Annotated in this window: 17 protein-coding genes; all 17 read right to left on the reverse strand. The window is 43.3% G+C overall.

Going from position 1 to position 18870, the window contains the following annotated elements; translation table 11 throughout:
- Nucleotides 1-14: 14 nt before the first annotated feature.
- Nucleotides 15-644, reverse strand: coding sequence for a hypothetical protein (locus tag HP570_RS21760; RefSeq protein ID WP_173627110.1), 630 nt, complete (start codon nucleotides 642-644; stop codon nucleotides 15-17).
- Nucleotides 641-1162: an imm11 family protein gene (locus tag HP570_RS21765; protein WP_173627111.1), complete on the reverse strand. Its 522-nt coding sequence runs from the start codon at nucleotides 1160-1162 to the stop codon at nucleotides 641-643. Before HP570_RS21765 ends, HP570_RS21760 begins: the two co-directional genes overlap by 4 nt.
- Nucleotides 1163-1177: 15 nt before the next feature.
- Nucleotides 1178-2281, reverse strand: a complete 1104-nt coding sequence (locus tag HP570_RS21770) for a pentapeptide repeat-containing protein (protein WP_173627112.1) — start codon at nucleotides 2279-2281, stop codon at nucleotides 1178-1180.
- Nucleotides 2282-2298: 17 nt separating this feature from the next.
- Nucleotides 2299-3783, reverse strand: a complete 1485-nt coding sequence (locus tag HP570_RS21775) for a contractile injection system protein, VgrG/Pvc8 family (protein ID WP_173627113.1) — start codon at nucleotides 3781-3783, stop codon at nucleotides 2299-2301.
- A 229-nt stretch (nucleotides 3784-4012) separates the two neighbouring features.
- Nucleotides 4013-4252: a DUF7660 family protein gene (locus HP570_RS21780; RefSeq protein WP_047071494.1), complete on the reverse strand. Its 240-nt coding sequence runs from the start codon at nucleotides 4250-4252 to the stop codon at nucleotides 4013-4015.
- Nucleotides 4253-4438: 186 nt separating this feature from the next.
- Nucleotides 4439-5134 carry a hypothetical protein gene (locus HP570_RS21785; RefSeq protein ID WP_173627114.1) on the reverse strand — a complete coding sequence of 232 codons (696 nt, stop codon included), beginning with the start codon at nucleotides 5132-5134 and terminating at the stop codon, nucleotides 4439-4441.
- Between the two features lie 160 nt (nucleotides 5135-5294).
- Entirely contained in the window at nucleotides 5295-5624 is a 330-nt protein-coding gene (locus HP570_RS21790; protein ID WP_173627115.1) for a hypothetical protein, read from the reverse strand.
- Between the two features lie 334 nt (nucleotides 5625-5958).
- Nucleotides 5959-6462, reverse strand: coding sequence for an SMI1/KNR4 family protein (locus HP570_RS21795; RefSeq protein ID WP_173607143.1), 504 nt, complete (start codon nucleotides 6460-6462; stop codon nucleotides 5959-5961).
- A gap of 242 nt (nucleotides 6463-6704) precedes the next feature.
- Nucleotides 6705-7295 (reverse strand): CbrC family protein, encoded by a 591-nt coding sequence (locus HP570_RS21800; protein ID WP_173627116.1) that lies wholly within the window; start codon nucleotides 7293-7295, stop codon nucleotides 6705-6707.
- A 113-nt stretch (nucleotides 7296-7408) separates the two neighbouring features.
- A complete protein-coding gene (locus HP570_RS21805; protein WP_173627117.1) occupies nucleotides 7409-7942 on the reverse strand; it encodes a hypothetical protein in 534 nt (177 codons plus the stop codon).
- Between the two features lie 299 nt (nucleotides 7943-8241).
- The gene (locus tag HP570_RS21815) at nucleotides 8242-8745 is read right to left on the reverse strand and encodes a HEAT repeat domain-containing protein (RefSeq protein WP_173627118.1); all 504 of its coding nucleotides are present in this window, start codon (nucleotides 8743-8745) and stop codon (nucleotides 8242-8244) included.
- Between the two features lie 218 nt (nucleotides 8746-8963).
- Nucleotides 8964-9383: a hypothetical protein gene (locus HP570_RS21820; protein WP_173607148.1), complete on the reverse strand. Its 420-nt coding sequence runs from the start codon at nucleotides 9381-9383 to the stop codon at nucleotides 8964-8966.
- Nucleotides 9384-9392: 9 nt separating this feature from the next.
- On the reverse strand, nucleotides 9393-13115 hold the full coding sequence (locus HP570_RS21825; RefSeq protein ID WP_309139208.1) for an RHS repeat-associated core domain-containing protein: 3723 nt from the start codon (nucleotides 13113-13115) through the stop codon (nucleotides 9393-9395).
- A 1787-nt stretch (nucleotides 13116-14902) separates the two neighbouring features.
- Nucleotides 14903-15358 carry a DUF6630 family protein gene (locus HP570_RS21835; RefSeq protein ID WP_069848054.1) on the reverse strand — a complete coding sequence of 152 codons (456 nt, stop codon included), beginning with the start codon at nucleotides 15356-15358 and terminating at the stop codon, nucleotides 14903-14905.
- A 22-nt stretch (nucleotides 15359-15380) separates the two neighbouring features.
- The gene (locus tag HP570_RS21840) at nucleotides 15381-16355 is read right to left on the reverse strand and encodes a hypothetical protein (protein WP_173607605.1); all 975 of its coding nucleotides are present in this window, start codon (nucleotides 16353-16355) and stop codon (nucleotides 15381-15383) included.
- 17 nt (nucleotides 16356-16372) lie between these two features.
- Nucleotides 16373-17947, reverse strand: a complete 1575-nt coding sequence (locus HP570_RS29705; RefSeq protein ID WP_254495412.1) for a hypothetical protein — start codon at nucleotides 17945-17947, stop codon at nucleotides 16373-16375.
- Nucleotides 17948-18276: 329 nt separating this feature from the next.
- A complete protein-coding gene (locus HP570_RS21855) occupies nucleotides 18277-18870 on the reverse strand; it encodes a hypothetical protein (protein WP_054974813.1) in 594 nt (197 codons plus the stop codon).

Raw genomic sequence — 18870 nt, forward strand, 5'->3', positions numbered from 1 at the left:
TTGTTCTGTCTTGATCAAATGTTCTCTACCCGCAGCGTGCGAATCAGCGCATGGGCCAAAGGTTGCCACACGAGCACTTCCTCAGACTCAAAATGAAAACTCCCGAGTAGTGCCCGCCCGTTTAGTGATGTCGCGAACAAGATTTGGTAGTAAGTTTTGTCCTCGACCGGGACGATGAATTCGCTGTAGGCAATCCTGCATCCATCCAGCTCGATAAGCTCATGATGTACGACCTGCAAGCCTGCCTGCGCCTTTTTGACTTGCGCTGTCATCGCCTGCACAAACGGTTCTACGCCGCTCATCGGCAACTGATGTGCCATATGATTCATGCCGAGCATGACCGCGCTCTCTTCCTCTTTATAGGAAATCTGCTCATGCTGAGAATTCCCTCCGCTATTTGACCCGCGTCCCCTCGGCATGAGCTGCATCGAACGGGGCAGCTGAATGCCAAGCTGCCCGTCAAAGAGGATATTCTCCGCGAATTCGAACCTGCGCCCTTCGTACTCCAGGTAGCCTTTTCGCACGCCATCCAGACACTCCTCAAGCGTCAATTGCACCTGTTGTTCTTCCATTTCAGCGAGTTGACGCCGTGTCTGGATGCTGTTCCATACATCCAAAATCTTTTCATCCCAATAGATCGTCATAGCTCCCTCCGCAGTACCTGCTCTACTTTTTGTAAAACAAATCCGTTCAAGCTTCTGCGAAGGAAGCTTTCCGCAGCATCCAGACTCACCACGATATACGGCTCCAAGATCCCTTGAACTTTAAAGAAATGATGTGCCTTTATCTTATCGGTATCTAATACAAGTCTCTTTACCGTTCCATTCAAATGAAAATCAGTCTCCATAGAAAGACAATCTACAGCAGGTACCTGCATGGCCCAGTAAACGTTGCGCAGATTGGTTTCGCTGTCAATCAAATCGACGCGCTTCCATTGTATGCTCGGATTGTATTTGGCAGTAATGGTTTTCATCCGCTCCGAAATCATCGGCAGTGGCTTTTCCAACCAATCTGTGTAGGCTTGGGCCCCATCCGTGTTGACCTCAAGAACGGATATCGGCGGGAGTTGATCAAATGTGTTTTCCTTTTGCAGCCCCAGCCCCGATGGCACGACCTTTTGAGCCATTCGACCGTCATCTGCTAGCAAATAATAATCGCGCATGTCATCCCGCCTCCTTTATTCCGTTCTCCACTCAATCTGCTGTATCTGTGTTTCACTCAATGCAAAGCGCTCACGATCCTTCTCCAAAAAAACAGCATTCCGCATATTCGCTCTATGAAAATTCGCATGATACAGACGAGAATGGCGAAAATCCGCTCCTTGCAAATCAGCATATGCAAATTGGACACCGAGTAAGCCCGGTACACGATGCAGCTCGTCCGCACTGACTCCTTGTCCCTCGGCATATGAGAAGATGGCTCCGCTCAAGTCAGCATGACGAAAATCGGCATCACAAAGAAGCGAATGGCTGAAATCAGTGCGTGGAAGCTTGCTACTGACCCACCTTGTTCCGAATAGGATACACGCACGGAACTGACTGTCTGCAAAATTACTGCCACTAAAATCGCAATAGCGCAAATCTAATGCGTCTACATTGGTTCGCGGCAAATCCATATGGGCGAATGTTTCATGGGTGCAAAACGTTCCTTTCGGTTGCCCAAGCAGGCTTCTGCTTTCCTTCTCCTCCCGCTTGATTCTCTCTTCTATGTACACCACTTCGCTGATGTCTTTGAATTCGCCCACTCGTATGTACAGACGATCCGCTTTCCTGATCTGTTGGTACTCAGGCAGCTGAATGGCCTCCGGAATCGCCACTCGGGCAAGCGCTGTGACAAACTGACCGAAAAGCTCCATTTCCTTTAGCACCATAAACTCCACATCAGTAGCTTGTATGATCCCCATGTACATTTTCCGGCGTTCGTCCAGTAGCGAAATGAGCTTGGAAGCCTCTTGCAATGCCCATGCTGCCTCGTACCGTGCATAGCATTCCACTGGCTCCCAGTACCATTGCTCCGTATAACCCTCTATCAAAAATGTGTGCGTGCCATCCAATACGGTTGTCCGAAGCAATGAGAAGTGAATAAAACCGACAGGGGGAAGCTCCTGGTTGTTCTGCATAAACTCAACATGCAGGAGCATTTGCCGAAAGGACTCCACGAACTCCCGGACGAGCTGATCCTTGTTTTGCTGGAAATAGCGCTCGAGTGCCGCTACGCTTTCAGCCAATGCTGGTAGAAAGGTGTTATCATGCAGATGCTGGAGCGCTTCCTCTTTCTTCATCGATGTAAGTGCCCCCTCTAGTTCATCTTGATTTCCGAGCCTTTCAGCTCGATCCTGTCTTCCAGTTTGATCGTATTTCCTTTTCCACTCAGCTCGATTTTATCCGCACTAATATGAAGAGAAGAAGCTGATAGCTTCATGTCCTTATCCGCTGTTATATTCACGTTCTGGCTACTCTTGATATCGATTCCACTCGTATCACTGATCGTGATTGACATATCTCCTGTCGTGATCACAATTTTGTCAGGAGCTAGCACGATTTCCTTGCCATATTTGGTACGAAACGTCTTTACAGCAGGGTCCTTCATCCTGTCTCCACCGCCACCGCCACCGCCACCTCCACCACCTGCATTGCTTTTCGGTGTGGCTTTCTTTTTGGGAGCTGGCTTGTCGTCGTCTGGGATTTCCTTGAGAACAGAGCTGATCGCGATACCGTCCTCTTCTTTTTTGCTCGGGAAATAAATCCGAATCTGGTCGTTCAGCTCTGGCATGACATACCATCCGGTTTGATCCTCGGAAGCATAAATGGTGGAATAAGGGAACCAATATGCCGTGCTCTGATCCTGCTGATCATCCATGTCCAGCTTGGCCCGCACATTATCCTTCTGGACTTGCAACACCCGGCCCTGGATGGATGCCCCGATGATGGCATGGTTATACTGCTTTTTACGCGCCAGACCTAGCCGTGGATAAAGCTTGTATGTGTGCGTGACAATACCTTCCTTCACCTCCGTGACCGCTTCTCCGACGACAAGTGGTCTGGACTTGAAGTTCACCTCATTGCCGACCTCCAGCACTCGTTCACTCTGCACTTCATAAACGGTATAGTCCTGGTCATCGATTCCCGGAACCTTGTTCTCCGCATCACTCTGGTAATCCCCGACACGCTTGTGCACCGTATAATGACTAACCGCAAGCTTTCCTTTATCTTGACCTTTTGGCAAACCGAAATAAAACTTGGGAATGTCAAAAGCCGTTGTCGGGATCAAACCTGTATAAAAACGCGATGCCATCCTCTTCAGGAACTGCCAATCGGTTTCTTCATACTGCATCACAAACGTATTCAAAGCTTTTCCGTTGGTAACTGAGTCAATAAAGTCAGCTTTGCCGTACCCGGACAGCACCGTTTTCACGAGCCCCGCATAAGTCATCGCCGGGTTTTGAAACGAACGCTTTCTCGTTTTGACATCCAACAAATACGTATGAGAAATTGCCTCCAGCGACAAGTAATAAATACCGCGAACCGCTTTGACATGGACGCGCAAAACGATGCCCTGGAACCATGTTTTCGGCTTGCCCGATTCATCCGCCAGTGCCACTCTAATCAGTGTTTGGGCATTTGTCTGGTTCACGTAGCTATCTTTTCGCTCTTCAGAAATAATCCCTGTGAGCGTCAGTCGAGCATGCTCGTTCATCTTTTTCACGACTTTCATCGTTTGCAAATGCGTAAATTCATAGGGTGAAACTTGTATATCTCCATAAGTGAGTGTTCGATTGCTCATGGTATCCCCTCCCTGCCAGATGAACCCCCTCCCCTCCGATGCTTCTAGGGAAATGGATTCACCCTTCCAAATAAGACCATTATTTTACACACAATCTTACAATCGGTATTATTTGGGATTTTTTGAATGGGTCGTTAGTCCTGAATGATAGGATTTTGAGGCAAGGAGAGGGGCTTTGTACCTTTAATACCCCTTAAAATCGTCGCAGACCCTTGAATTCGATTCCTATTTACTCATAACGGCTTCCTGCAATTAAAATGGTAGCAAACAAATTCCAGTCTACACCTTCAAGATCAGCTAACATATTATCACAATCTTCAATCCATGATTCCATCCCACTTAGAAACTCTTCAAGTGATATATTCGCCCACTCTTTTTTATTTTGCTGATAATCCTTAATCAAATGAGAAATGAATTGAACCATATCCTCTCTACTCTCAACCGTACCCGCTCTCTCTAGAATATCCATGCGAAACTCATCCTCTCCTATGTCTTTATCTTCCATTTTAGTATAGGTGCTTCAAAGGAGTTTGACGAATCGGGGAATGACAAAAAGCCCGCTGGCATGCAACGGGCTTCCTGTCTCTTATGTGAGGGGGAACATCTGTCTCGTCAATAACAGAATTCGGGCTGTCACTATTCTCGTAGACGTTCCTTATTGAATAATCTCCGAAATTGCTTGCTTCTGCTCCAAAATTTCGCTCTGTACCTGGGTCAGTTCTTTCAACAGATCAGCAGCCTCTTGCAAGGATGTCGCTGCTTGCTCCTTGTCACCAGCCTTGAATACTTCTTTTGCTTCTTTCACTGTGTTCTTCTCTTTTGCTTTCAGTTCTTTTGCTTGCTCTTTGTTCTCTTTCTTTTCTGTACGGATTGGCTTCAATTGTTGGTTCATCTCTTTAAAGGACGCTTTTTTCTCTTTTACCTGAGTCAATTCTGTTTGGATATGCGCCAGTTTTTCTTCGATGGCGGTGTGGTTTGCGGCGATTTCAGCCTTGATGCTCGCCACCTTTTCTTTATCCTTTGCTTTCTTCGCTTCTTTCAGTTCAGCAGATAGCGTCTTGTTCTCTTCGCGGAGTGGCTTTGTCTCTGCCAACGCGCTTTTCACGGTTTCACGTACTTCTGGCGTCACGTCGTCCCAAAGAATATCCCATGCTTGTTTGTTGGTCTGGGTTTGGGCTTTTCGTTTATCTTGGAGAGCTTTTTGCTCCACTTGCAATGCTTTTAGCGCTTGAACTTCAGGCAAGCTGCTCCACCCTGCTCCTTTTCCTTCTTTCTCCGCCGCAAAAGCTCCTACCGCACTCGTTGCCAACAAGCACGCTGCGATTATAGATACGGAAAGCATTTTTTTCATGTGTGAACACTCCCTGTCTCCTATTGTTTCTTGCAAACAAATCGTACCGTACGAGCGCCGGGAATGTTCGGGATAACCTCGTGAAAAGTAAGGGGAAAGTGTGGGATTTGGGGAAAACGCAAAAAGCCTGGGAAAGTCCTAGGCGGGTCTGGATTGTCACTCAGAGAAAGCTATTTGATATAACCGTTCTTGGTGTAATCTTATTTCCAGCGTTTCCAAAACAAGAAGCATGGTACAAGCCTTCCAAAATATGCTCTTTATGAAATTCCCCAACAAATATGTGGTCTTCATTCTTTTGTTCATGAGCGTATCGAACAAGGATTACTGTGGCATTCTGCACATGCTTGTTTTGCATGAACAATTGAATATTTCGGCTGAAACTTAAAATATCAACTGGTACTTTCTCTCTTTCCAACCACTCGTCAAACTCTCCAATGAATTCTTGATTCACCATTTCAAAAACGCTTGAATGTAGTGACATCAGCTTCATTATCGGAATCAAATGAAATAAACTGTATACAATCAAACGTTACATATGACATAGCCGCACCTCATACTGCTCAATTAAAATGATGAAAAGTTTACGCTATTCTTCATGATTTTATCTAAAAACTGAGCAAACGAAGATGCGATTTGTCCAACTTCTTCAAATTCAGGTTCATAACCGCATACGATTGAACCAAATTCACTCCCGAGATCTATTGCATAAACGGTATAACCATTTCTTACAGATAAGGCTAAGGGCAAATACATGTCCCAAAATTTTGTAATCTCTTGTTTCCACGAGTCATCGTCGCACGCCGATTCTAAACTTACTGTCATTATTAATCTAAATCGGTACCATCATAAGCATCTCCAAGAGACTCAAAATCCTCTTCATACCAATACCATGTTGTGCCTTCACCTTTTGACTTTATAAGTCTATTCAGTAAGTCCGTAAATGATTTGGCTATAATCGCACAACTACCTGCAATAGCATGACAATCCCAATGACTGTCATAACATTTACCTAATCTATCTTTATGAAGATCAATTGTTAGATAGTCTCCATTTCTATCATCGGCTATGATAAACCAATTAGAAGAGATATCATATTCACATAACTCTTTTACTATAACGGGATTTGCTAATTCGAATTTTTTGGGAGATACAATGTCTACACCAAAATCTTCATCTTTAAAGAATTCAATTCCCCCGCAAAGTTCATAGAACTCTTTCACGTCATCTGGTAATATGTGCGGGTATTCAATCTTAGGTAAACCTAGAGATGGATGTATAATGCAATTATCAAAACCTTTTATTTCATCGATAATTTCTTTGATATTCATTCATTACTCCCTCCATTTTTGGTCTAAATCATATAATGATTTTCTAAATTTATCTGAATAGTCTCCTTACAATGGTTTTAAAGGAAAGTTCTTCTACAATATCTCCTATTACAAGATTGAACGGATTCTCTTAAGCACCCTTCTCATAATCACTAGTTTTGTCGTCTTACCATTCTAGGTCGATGAGGTGTCCCCTATTCTACTTCATAGGTGTACATAGCTTGTAATAAATTTCCCACAAATTATGTGTGATCAATGTGAATTCTATGTTGTCCGCATGTAAGACACTGAAACAAATGTATTCCTGAATCCTCACTTACTTGGTCCAAAGTATCAATACCATAGTTTTCCTTTATTGCAAACAATTCTTCATCTCGTAAATCTATCTTCATTGCTGATAGCTCACTTTTATTCACGTATCCAATATAAGCACAAAATTCATCGCAGTGGCTTAGCCATTGTGGTTCCTGCCATGAAATGTAACCAGGGGTACGAAAAAGTAACTCCTCTAGTTTATCATCTTGAAACTGTTCGACTTCATCGTATCCTATAAAATACAAATACTCATTCGATTCATCATCATAAGTCACAGACAACAACTTATCCTTATATTCTACTGCTGCCTGTAGGACACCATTATATTGCTTAGTAACAGTTCCTTCATAAATGCACCAGGGACAAACATTGTCGACTTCGTCTATTGAATAAAATGGTCCCGTGTAAATATAATCTGTTTCTTTATTACAAATACTGCAATTTTGTGCAGGTACCTTTTTGAAGACTCCAACATCGTACGCTTTTGGTTGATACTTAAATATTGGTAGGTTATTCATATAAAATATTCCTCCCATGTAGAAAAAGGCTTATCCATCCTCATCTTTTAAGATGGGTAAGCCTTTGTAAGTTCATCAAATGAAAATAATTTTTGAGTTGTATTGAAAGGCTCTTACTGCGTTAACAAACCATTCTCTTCTAACATTTTATACCATTCATCCTCTTTTGAACCAACGGTATTTATACTTCCTCCAGATTCAACAAGCTTCAATCCAATTTCTCCATATTGTTCCCCTAGAAAATAGTTAAGTAAGAAGTTATTGAAGTCTCCATACGACTCTAAAACATAATTTTGATCTAATGGATCTCCAAATAAACACGTTACTTGACCATTTTCCTTATTAATAAACAAGGGGTACATTTCAATTTTTCCTATACAAATCCAGTCACCATCAAACCTTTGCATTTCCTCTACATAAAACTGAATATCGGCAAATTTGCGTTGACTAGAAATATTGATAACTCCTCCAATTAATCTTTCATATCGATTTGTAATTAAATAATAATCTTTTAAATGACTATTCTCGGAATTTGTGAATTGTTCTTCATTAGTATTTTTAGTAATGTCCATAAAGGTCAGACTAAATGGGTCGTCACTTAATATTTCACTAATTTTATCTATTTTTCCGATTAATAATTCGATCATATTCCTCACCTTTCGGAACATCTTTTACCTGTACTCCCAATACTCCCACCTAATCTTCTATGAGGAAACTCCCTATGAATACTTTTTCAACAAGAATCATTATTGTTCCAACTTCATGATGATGCCATATATAACCTTTAGGTGCTTTATCAGGCGTCGGTACTGGTGGATCCGAATCCTTATTCAATTTCGCTGCTGTATTTGCTCCCCTGTAATCTCTTGATCGTTTAGTAGGTGATGGAATTTTTATTGTAACTAAATCACCTGTCGCTTTTTCGAATTTGGTAAATTATTTTATCCTACCTTTTTATAGAGATTCTTTTTAATTGGTGTAAAGCATTCTTTTTAATTTCTTTTTCCTTTGATTTACTTAAGAGTTCTAATTTCACTTTAGACTCTGGCGTATTTATATCACCTAGAGCCCAAATACATTTTACGGCAAGTGCATTTGTGTAATGAAGATACTCAAATTTTGTTATTGCTGCTTTATAAAGACTTTCTACCGATGAATTTGATTGAAAATATTGAAGCAAGCCAGCAATATCCTCATGTGCCTTATGCCAAGCCTCAGTAATTAACTGGTTTAATATTTCCAAATGTCTTTCATCAAATAAATCAAATGTAAATCCTATATAAAATAGTAATCCTAGGTCATCTTTATTTTTTTCTCTACAAGTAGCTTCTAATAGTTTGTCAAAGTAGCTCGTTATTTCTATATTTCCCTTGAACAAATCCAAAAATTCTAAATCTGTTATTTCACCGCCAATAAGTTTTTTGATTAAAATTCTTAGTTCTTGATTCATTTTTCTATCCTCTCAAAACTAGTAATAAGATCATTAAAAATATCCTGCCGCGCGTATCCGTGTGATAGGACAAATAATTCTTTATTGGTTGGATGGTTATTTCTTTCGTCACCGACCACCAAAAAAATGAAACCTTGAAAGGCAAGCAGCCAATCAAGGTTCTGGATATTTCACTCAAAACAATAGAACAACCTTCATTTTAGGCAAAAAAGCTAATCCTAATCCCATTCATTAAGTGGAAATTTTAGTAACTCATTACTACATTTCGGGCATTTTTGTTTCGAAAAATCTCTTGTCCAAATCCTGCAATAAATACACCTTTTGCCGTATAATTCCGGGTGTTGTTTATTTTCCTCATCCGCTTCTGGTTCCAGTATAGCAAATACTTTTTGTCTGGTTTTTTCATATAAATGCATAATTTCGGGGGAAACATCATACGAATTGGTAGTCGAATCCCATTCACACCCTTCTATTATTTCAACTGGTCTTTCCAAATCCTCTTCTAATCTTTCAATAGATGTTTCAGGCCATTCATCAGTATGAAAAATATCTTTCTTAATCCTATCCCAATCTTTCCAACAAGTTATATTTTTTAAATCACTTTCTAATTGATGGATGTCAATTTTAATATAAAACATAATAATCACCTACCTTGGTGTTGGTGGTTCCTTAGTTCCTTCATTAGGAAGGTCGTTATTTCTTAATCTCTTTGTTAAATCTCTAAAACTTTCAATATCTTTTTCAATTCTCACTTTGATCTTCTCTGCTTTAGTTTTTACTGCAACATACAAACGGCTATTACCATCTCTAGCGACAAGTTGACCTTTAACATTTACTACACTAATTGGTGGGAAATTTTTCACCTGATCTGGCCCTTGTTTTACAACTTTGGTAATTGGGACCTTACCGTTCGGGGTGTCAAATGACTTGTTTATTGAAATTTGTGCAAAATTTACATCTTTAGGGTTAACCTCAATTACGTCATCATCAGATTTACGAGGTGCCCATTTTCCAGTCTTATTCTTATAATCATTGATTCTTTGCTGCTTTCTTCCGTAGTATCCGCCATGCGCAATTTCGTCATGCCTTTGTGAAATATTCGGGAGATTCGAACACTTCATCAACCCCAACGGATCAATGAACCCAATCGGATCCCCATTGACATAAGCAAAACGGTTAAACGTCTGCCCGTCCGTCATATCCCCTTGGAGCACATCTCGATTCAGGAACCGCTTCAACCCTGGATGGTAGTACCGCGCCCGCATGTAATACAACCCATTCGGATCGGTCATGACTCCATCTCGACCGTTGTAGCAAAACGGTTGTTTTGTCCTGCCCTCGTGTGCTTCCAGTTCCCCATACAATCCGTAGGTATAACGGTCTGTGACTCGACCATGCTCGTCGGTCAACAGAGTCGTGCTTCCGCGCGTATCCGCGTGATAGGACAAATAGTCGCCTTGCGCATCCTCACGACCAATGAGCCCCAGTCCATATACATAATACGCTTTGGCTACTCCATTTTCCTCCAGTTCCATAAGAACCTGAGTCAGGTCAGCGTTTTGATCGACCACATACCGCGTCGTCTTTCCGTTCCAAGTCATGGAGGTACGGACGTATTCGGCATCATAGGTGTAGCGAGCTTGTCCGGCACGGACGAGACGATTGCGGGCATCGTACGCATACGTTTCTGGCTGTTGCTTACCTGGGAGCAGCAGAAGGTTACCGTCCTCATCATACTGAACGTGTTGACCATCTACCGTATCCAACCGATTGTCCTTGGCGTACGTCATCGCCGTAGCAAGACTCGAACCTGAATCCCCAATCGCGGTAATATTCCCGCCCTGGTCATAGGTATAGAGAATCTTTCGTCCTGCCATAGCTCCGCTCGTCAGGCGCCGCAGGGCATCATAGGTGTACTGCTTTTCTTCCTCTTGGATGATCAGCCCGAGCTCGTTGTATACAAACCGATATTGCTGGAGCATGACACCTTGCGCATTTTGATCCCAAAGACGCAAAAGCTGTCCGGCTGCGTCATAGTGACGTTGCTCTACCGTACCGTTCGGTCGCTCTGTACGGATGAGGCGGTAATTTTCATCGTACGTATACCTTGTAATACGACCTGCCCAGTCTGTGACCGTGGTCAATTGACCTGCGAGATCGTAGGAATAGCGAACCGTCTTGCCATCTGGATAGACGAGCGTTGCCAGTCTGCCTCCCGCATCGTAGGTGTACTGGAGCGTATTCCCATACTGATCTGTGCTGGAGACGATTCGTCCCAAAAGATCGTAGGTACGTCGCTTGGTGTCTTTTCCATCTTCTTTGACACTTACAACGCGACCCTCGGCGTCGAAAGTCCTGCGAACAGTCCCCGCTTCGTCCTGCTGCTCAATGAGCTGTCCGGCTGCATCGTAGCGATAGTGCGTTTCCTGACCGCGCGCATTGGTCTTGTCGGTCAGCCATCCGCGTTTGTCATAGCGGTAGGTCGTTCCTTCTCCAGTAGCATTCCGCTCAGCTAAAAGCAAACCACTCGCATCGTAGGCGAGGGTGGTGGAATTGCCATTGGCATCCGTATAGCTCGTTAGGCGGCCTTCTCCGTCGTATTGCTGCTTGTAGACGGCTGCTTCGTTTTCCAATACCTCTGTCAGACGTGCGGCTGCATCATAGGAGAACTTGGTTTTCTGTCCAGCCGCATTCGTTGTGGCAATAACTTGATGGAGCTTGTTAAATTGGTATTGGGTTGATCGTCCGAGTCCGTCTATATGGGCAAGAATGTTTCCTGCGCCATCATAGGTGAGCCCGCTCACCTTCTGTCCGGTTGCATCATAGACAGCCGTTAAGCGCCCGGCAGCATCGTATTCATAGCGCTGGGTGTTCCCCAAAGGGTCGGTGACTGATGTCACTCTGCCCATGGCATCGCGTTCGAGACTGGTCTTCGCCCCAGTTGGATCTACCACCCCAACTATCTGCCATTCCTTGTCATACTCATAATGAGTGACTTCACCAAAGACGTTCGTGATAGATTCTACTTTTTCTGTAATCGTATATCCGATCTTCGTCGATGCTCCGCTCGGCGTAGTCTCCTCTACTCGACAATCCTGTGTATCGTAGGTGAAGGAATGCATCCTTCCGAGAGGATCTATGACACCAACAAGATTATCATTGGCATCGAATACCTGACGCAGCGAGCCCCCAAAAGCATCTGTAAAGGTTGTCATCCTACCTGTAGGGTCGAAGCCAACACGGAAGATACGCCCTTCTGGGTCTTGAGCGGAAACGAGCATTCCCTGTCCATCGTAATGATAAGTAGTTTTTGCTCCCGTAAAATCAATATAAGTGCTTCTTTGCCCGTGCTCGTTATACCCGATGGAAGAGGTGCAGCCGTCTGGTCTTGTCATGCTGACCAGTCGCTCGTGTTCATCATATTCGTAAGTCGTGACTCCGCCTTCCGCGTCTTCTTCTGTTACCATGAGGTCATTCTCGTTGTACGTATACGTCGTTGTATTGCCAAGAGGATCTGTCTCTTTTACCAGATTCCCGCGATGGTCATACGTGTAAGTGGTTGTTTCGCCCGCTCCGTTTGTTTCAGAAGTCGTTTGTCCCCACTCATTATAGGAGTATTTGGTGACCGTTCCATCCTTCTCAGTCTTCTCCAGCAACTGACCATTGTCGTCATGGACCATGACCTCGACATGCCCATTGCCGTCTGTGAAGGTCGTGACCATCATGTCAGGGCGGCTCTCGGTGTCGTAGTGAATATAACCAGGGATGCCTGCCGCGTCTGTCTGGCAGATGATGCGTCCTTCTTCGTCAAACGTATTCGTGTAGACGATGACGCCATCGGATACCAGAGATTCCAGTTGGTCATCTCCTGTATAGGACAAGTCAGTGACAACACCATTAGGATTGGTGTAGCGTGTCATCCTGCGGTCGGCATCATACGAAAAGCGAAGGGAACGAGTCCCATCGGACAATGCTGACACCAAGCCATCCGTCCCATACTCCAGTGAAAACGCTCGACGACTCCGCTCTTCTGTCAATCGATTCAGCCTGCCATGCTGATCATAGCTAAAGAGCAGCGACATCCCGGCAGCCACCGTATGGCGAAGTGCTTGTCCATTTCTGGCAAAATCGTACGTCTCTCTCGTTTCCTTGACCCACAGCGTATAGCCGTCTTGTCTTTCCCTCAGTTCGTCAAAAAAGACGTCCGCATCGCTGGACCGATATAAACCGTCCTGAACACGAGTAAAGGTATTGGCGCGGCCAGCATTCCACCAAACCGTAATTTCTTCGCGTGTCTCATCCAGGAATTCCAAGCGCATTTCGTAGTTGTGTGTCCATGCTTTGCCCAGTGCTCCCTCTTGCAAAAGCAAGGAGTTGTAATGCAGCTCAAATGTCCACGTCTCGCCTCATACAGCTTGAGGGCAGGATGAACGATAAACTGCGCTCCAGTACCGCCATGGACCGGGTCTTTGATGCAGCTTTTCGGTTTTACTTTTTTGACGTTCATCTTTCTTACCTTGCCTGGTTTCTTGTGCTTCCCTTTTTTTCTTTTCCGACCCCCGGCCATTCCCGCTACGGTTGAGAAAACATCATCCGTCGCATAATCCAATGCCTCAGATCCCGCTTCCTTGAGCACTTCTTTCACAACAGGCTTTTGCATGAACTTGCCGACCATGCTCTTCTTCAGCTTCTGCACAGCAGCAAGCTTGTCCATACTCTCCTGAATGTTCCGCGCAGCAGTAACGACCTTGCCTTTCACTGCACTTGCTGCTTTGGCAGTCGCCTTGACCGCTTTTGATACACCCAGCGCTTTGTCCGCTGCCTTGACCGCTTTCGTTGCCTTGGTCATTGCTTTTGTTGCCTTCACTGCTTTCGTCGTCAGCTTGGCCGCAGTCACTGCCGTACCCGCACCTGGAATCGCGGCTGCAAGGGACATAGCGGCACCCGCATAATCGCCACGCGCGACAGATATCCCCGCATTGACGACGTCTGCTACTTCCCCGATGACAGGGATCATCCCTACGATATCGAGTCCAAGCTGTAAGCTATCGAGGAAGCCCCATCCAGAATCCTCTTCCTCCTGCTCCTCTTCGACGACTTCCTCTTCTTCCTCCTCCTGCGGCAAATCCTCTACAACCACAGGTGCCTTCGTCAGCCCAACCATCTCAATCTTCGGCGCTTGAAGATCGACTTCCCCGTCCAAAATCATGCTGCTGGTGCTGCACATGAGGTAGATCGCTTCCTTGGCCTTGATCTCAACCTTGGTATCTGATGTAATCTCCATATCCTTTTCCGAAGAAAAAACAATGGGATGCATACTGTGAATCTCAATACCATCCTCTTCATGCAGCTTGATAAAAATATTGCCTTCCTTGCTCTCCTTCGCAGTAAGAACGAGCTCCTTGCCGCCCATCATCAGCTCTTTGCCAAAGTTGGTTCCCCAGTACTTGATGCCGGGATTGCCTGTCTTCGCCGTGCTGCCTCCCCCTTTTCGCACGGAGCTGACTGCCATGGCGCCTTCTTCATCTGGTGTGGAGAAGTACAGCTTGACGGAGTCACCCATTTGCGGCATGCAGTGAAAGCCGCTGTTGCCCTCTGCTGAATAAACCGTAGCATACGGGAACCAGCTCGCCTCTGCCTTGGGCTGCTTCGGATCAATGTCGAGATGGATTTTGACGGTATCCTTCTGGATGTCGATGATCTTGCCTTCCAGGGCAGCACCGCATATGTCATCGTTGCGGATAGGGTTTTGCCGGATGCCTGCTTCGGGCATGAGCTGATAGGTGTGAATGAGAAGGGCATGATCGATCCTCGTTGTTGACCCGGCGACGACCAGCTCTTTACCTTGGTAGTTCACGCGGTCCCCGAGCTGGAGGACCTGTCCGCTTTCTACTTCATAGGTGAGAAAATCATTTTCCGACATACCTGCTGCGTAGCCGTTTTCTGTCGTTTCCATATAGGGCGACAGCCTTTTGCTGATGGTGTAGCTCGTGTCTGTTAGTTGCTGGAAAGAAAAGTTACAAAAAAAACAGGTCAATCATGTTAGTAAATGCACATGATTGACCTATCTACCAAAATAATTTTCTTTTGTTAAAAAATTCCCGTCTTCACGTAGTCACTGCCGCTTTTGAATCATGGATCAGCGGTTTTCCCCATCTTAGGAATAATACTTTATATATCTTTCTTTTAAAGGAATCCTTTCGTCAGCAAGTAGCTCTACTTCCAGTAATCTTGTTTTATTCTCCAGCTGGGCGATGAATAATGCATAAAAGTCACCAGAAGTCGGATAAGTAAATAATCCATATCCCCTTTGTGACAGTATCCTATTTGCTTCCCTTATCTTTTCAGGTACATATTCATACTCAAAATTCCCGAGCTCTTCAAGTTCTTCTTGTGAAGCTAATTCATTTTGAAGATTGAATTCATAATCCAAAATATAATTGACGATCTCCTGATACTGCTCACCTTTATAATCAAGAAACAAAAATTTCTTTGTGGACAGTCCATATTTTAATAAGCTTTCGTGTAAATCCAGCTCTTCATGATCCCTAATAAATTCTTCTAAATCTTTGCTATCTGGGAATATCAGCTGTGCTATACCTTGACCATACATATTGACGTCCCCCGTATATTATTTATCGAAACAATACTCCATGTTTGTTCGGGATATATTCTGGGTAATTTTTACGATAAAAATTATCTATCTGGAGCAACAAAGGGTCCCATTCAGGGTATGGTTCAGGGTCTCCAAACACCATCTTCGCTTCTGGGGTATTCATCAATAGTTCTTCAAATTGTTTTGGAGCATACAAATCCATTTGTTTCCTCACATAAAGCAAGAACAAAATTTCAAAAGGATAGAATCCGTATCTGAAGTCACCAAATTCACCTAGTTGTCCTATTTCTGAGGCTAATTGTGAATGATACAACACCATTTTCCCGACCAAATTTTCGATTTCTTCCGAACTAGGTGTTGGCCATTTTTCCAACACTTCACTATAAACATCTAGATCTTCAGGTATTAAACCGCATTGTAGCCCAGCTTTCTTATACTTTTCTTTAACAGTTAAATGTAATTTTTGATTTGTTCCCATAATTGTTTTATTTCTATATTTCAAGTATAACTCAAGTAAAAACCAAGTATGCTTGTTGTCATCATTAACCTCCATTAAAGGCCCGCCGAAATGATCAACAATAAAATCAAATAATATATTTTCTTCTTTCTCCCACCCAAACATCGTGAAATGAATTAAAGATGTTAAAACTCCCTTAAAAGAGTATTCTACTATCATTTGAGGATACCGGATTTTATAAAGATCTTGCCCCATGCACTGATAAAATACTACCATTTGCATGTTTTTTAATCCTTCCACTTGACTTCCGCCATTAGCCAGCACATCGTTTTTCCATTTTGACAAGTGATATGAATAAATTGAGGCTAAATTTATTAGTAAAATATGATCCTTTTCTATGGTATTGTATTCCACTATATCAGTGATTTCACTCTTGCTATCATCATATTCCTCTTTTATATCTTCATATCGGATACCCTCTGTAAAATTTTCCTTGTATCTTTTATACGCCATTTCTAATTTTTTTGGGTTGAGCATTTTAATTCTCCTTATGGTTACTCGATTTCTTTACTCCAATCTTTTACTTTTAATTCATCTACTCCGAATCCAGTTTTGGTTATCTTAATATCTGTTTCTACTCTAATAAAATCATATTGAAGTCCTGGATTTTCTTTTTTTAATTTTTTAAATTTCCGCGCAAAATCTGCATACCTTGCATCACCACTATCAATCATATTTTGGAAATATTTTTCTCCGCCCAATTTTTGTTTATCGGAATAACTAAAGCTAGCTGAATCTGATGCTTTTGATTCAATCATTGTTAACTTAGGTGGCGGCCCTTTTGATAGGAATGCAGCATCTATACCGTTTCTCCCGACTTGGAACATTTCTGAAACGTCATCACCTAAGCCATTATCTTTCGCTACAATCTTTGTTACTTCTTCTCCAAAATCACCTTTATCATGAGGGAAATGTTTTGAATTATCGATTTTTCGCTCATACTCCTTCGCAGACTTTAAGTCGAAATTCTTACTAATATCATCTTTAGTATCTAGTTTATTGGCCAATTTGTTTCTTTTTCGGGTTAATCTCTTGAGTTCATCTTCATTTCCTTGTTTTTTCAATTTCGCTATTTCTTCATCTAAATCCTTAATTTCTTTTTCGATATCTTCAGCCTTTTTACCACCTAAACCACCTTTACTCGTCCCATCGGTTTCAGGCGGCTTTTGATTCGGCTTCTGCCCATTCGGTCCCCCATAAGTTTCGCGCCACTTCAGTTGGTTCTCCGTAGGGGCAAGCTCTACCACATCTTTTTTATTCGAGAATTTTATTGGAAACCCTTCCGCCGATTGTAACTGAGGGCCTAAACTATCCGCTAAATTCTGTAAGCCTTCTTGCATATCATCGCGCAGCTTCCTAGCCTTTTGTTTGAGCTGTTCTTTCATCTGTGTTGCCTTGTTGATGACAGCATCTTTTGCATCCATGATGCTAGCGTACAACTGCTCCTTGATTCGCTGGACGGCTTGCATCACATCCATCTCGTCTAGTGTTTTGCGGGCTGCCGTCCAGACCTTCCCTACGGTACTTTCGACGGCATTTGCTACCGTCTTCACTACATCCGCCGCTGAGTCTGCTACCTCAAGCACTTTCTGTCCCACTTTCGTTCCCTTTAGTGCTTTATGCGCTTTGGCTCCCAGCTTGGCTCCGGTTGCCGCCCAGCCTGCAAAAGGGATACACGCCGCCAGAGATAGCGCCGCTCCTGCATAGTCTCCACGTGCGAGCGAGATTCCTGCATTCGCTAAGTCCGCTATTTCTCCCAAACCCGGAATAAGTCCCACAACATCCAGCGCTAACTGTACACCATCCAGAAATCCACCCCAGCCAGACTCTTCCTCTTCCTGCTGCTCCTCTTCCTCTTCTTCCTCCTCCTGCGGCAAATCCTCCACAACCACAGGCGCCTTCGTCAGCCCCACCATCTCAATCTTCGGCGCTTGGAGATCCACTTCCCCGTCCAAAATCATGCTGCTGGTGCTGCACATAAGGTAGATCGCTTCCTTGGCCTTGATCTCAACCTTGGTGTCTGACGTAATCTCCATATCCTTTTCCGAGGAAAATACGATCGGATGCATACTGTGAATCTCGATGCCGTCCTCTTCATGCAGCTTGATAAAAATATTGCCTTCCTTGCTCTCCTTGGCAGTAAGAACGAGCTCCTTGCCGAAGTTCGCCTGTTATTTTAAACATGCAAAAAGGCTTATTCCTCCTCTATAGTTCAAGTGGAATAAGCCTTTGAAAGTTGCTAAGCGTGTTTGTCAGGTTTTTTAGTGTTTGGTTTGTTGGTTGTATTGTACGATTTTGTTGCTGGGATTGAAATCTGATTACACAAAATTTTAGGCAGACCCTGACAGACCTAGCTAACCCTAGAAATATTAAATTGAGATTTAGTTTGTCAAATCTATTAAAACGTCATTAATAAACCTCGCTTCGCTTCTGTTGCATCTTTATAGAGGATTACGAGTTCGTCATAAGCCTCTATTAATTCTGAAAAAGATGCATGATATACTAAATCATTTGACGGCAAACCATTACTTATTAGGTTTCGTTTTAATTCGAGTAGTTCGTTATACATACTAGGTACGTCTTCAGCGTATACAAATCCCAGTCCCATTCCTCCTGGATCAAGAATAAACATTTCTGATTCTAATGGACGCCCGAGAATATAATAATTAGGATCAAATTTAGTAGGTAGCTTAACTAGTGCTTCAATCAGTGCATCCCACAAATAAGATAATCCCTGTTCTTCATCTGGAGAATAGTAACATGTCATAGCAAAATCAGCTAGTTCTTGAACCTCACCATTTTCTAATTCTTGTTCCCACTCTTTATCTAGCAGTTCCCCTGTGTATACAGATCTAACAATTCCCAAATGGTTAAAAATAAACTCCTTCAATAATTTAATATTATTCGTAGTACCCGAAGTAATGATAGTCTCACTTAATTCTTTCATAAAACCATTTGTATCAAATAAATAAGCTTTATGTTCCATACCCAT

Origin of the sequence: Brevibacillus sp. RS1.1, from assembly GCF_013284365.1 — a bacterium.
Taxonomy (GTDB): domain Bacteria; phylum Bacillota; class Bacilli; order Brevibacillales; family Brevibacillaceae; genus Brevibacillus; species Brevibacillus brevis_D.

Bases quoted from the DNA above. Each gene is read 5' to 3' on its own strand.
- HP570_RS21760 (WP_173627110.1), bottom strand. From the start codon at position 644: ATGACGATCTATTGGGATGAAAAGATTTTGGATGTATGGAACAGCATC.
- HP570_RS21765 (WP_173627111.1), bottom strand. From the start codon at position 1,162: ATGCGCGATTATTATTTGCTAGCAGATGACGGTCGAATGGCTCAAAAG.
- HP570_RS21770 (WP_173627112.1), bottom strand. From the start codon at position 2,281: ATGAAGAAAGAGGAAGCGCTCCAGCATCTGCATGATAACACCTTTCTA.
- HP570_RS21775 (WP_173627113.1), bottom strand. From the start codon at position 3,783: ATGAGCAATCGAACACTCACTTATGGAGATATACAAGTTTCACCCTAT.
- HP570_RS21780 (WP_047071494.1), bottom strand. From the start codon at position 4,252: ATGGATATTCTAGAGAGAGCGGGTACGGTTGAGAGTAGAGAGGATATG.
- HP570_RS21785 (WP_173627114.1), bottom strand. From the start codon at position 5,134: ATGAAAAAAATGCTTTCCGTATCTATAATCGCAGCGTGCTTGTTGGCA.
- HP570_RS21790 (WP_173627115.1), bottom strand. From the start codon at position 5,624: ATGAAGCTGATGTCACTACATTCAAGCGTTTTTGAAATGGTGAATCAA.
- HP570_RS21795 (WP_173607143.1), bottom strand. From the start codon at position 6,462: ATGAATATCAAAGAAATTATCGATGAAATAAAAGGTTTTGATAATTGC.
- HP570_RS21800 (WP_173627116.1), bottom strand. From the start codon at position 7,295: ATGAATAACCTACCAATATTTAAGTATCAACCAAAAGCGTACGATGTT.
- HP570_RS21805 (WP_173627117.1), bottom strand. From the start codon at position 7,942: ATGATCGAATTATTAATCGGAAAAATAGATAAAATTAGTGAAATATTA.
- HP570_RS21815 (WP_173627118.1), bottom strand. From the start codon at position 8,745: ATGAATCAAGAACTAAGAATTTTAATCAAAAAACTTATTGGCGGTGAA.
- HP570_RS21820 (WP_173607148.1), bottom strand. From the start codon at position 9,383: ATGTTTTATATTAAAATTGACATCCATCAATTAGAAAGTGATTTAAAA.
- HP570_RS21835 (WP_069848054.1), bottom strand. From the start codon at position 15,358: ATGTATGGTCAAGGTATAGCACAGCTGATATTCCCAGATAGCAAAGAT.
- HP570_RS21840 (WP_173607605.1), bottom strand. From the start codon at position 16,355: ATGCTCAACCCAAAAAAATTAGAAATGGCGTATAAAAGATACAAGGAA.
- HP570_RS29705 (WP_254495412.1), bottom strand. From the start codon at position 17,947: ATGCATCCGATCGTATTTTCCTCGGAAAAGGATATGGAGATTACGTCA.
- HP570_RS21855 (WP_054974813.1), bottom strand. From the start codon at position 18,870: ATGGGTATGGAACATAAAGCTTATTTATTTGATACAAATGGTTTTATG.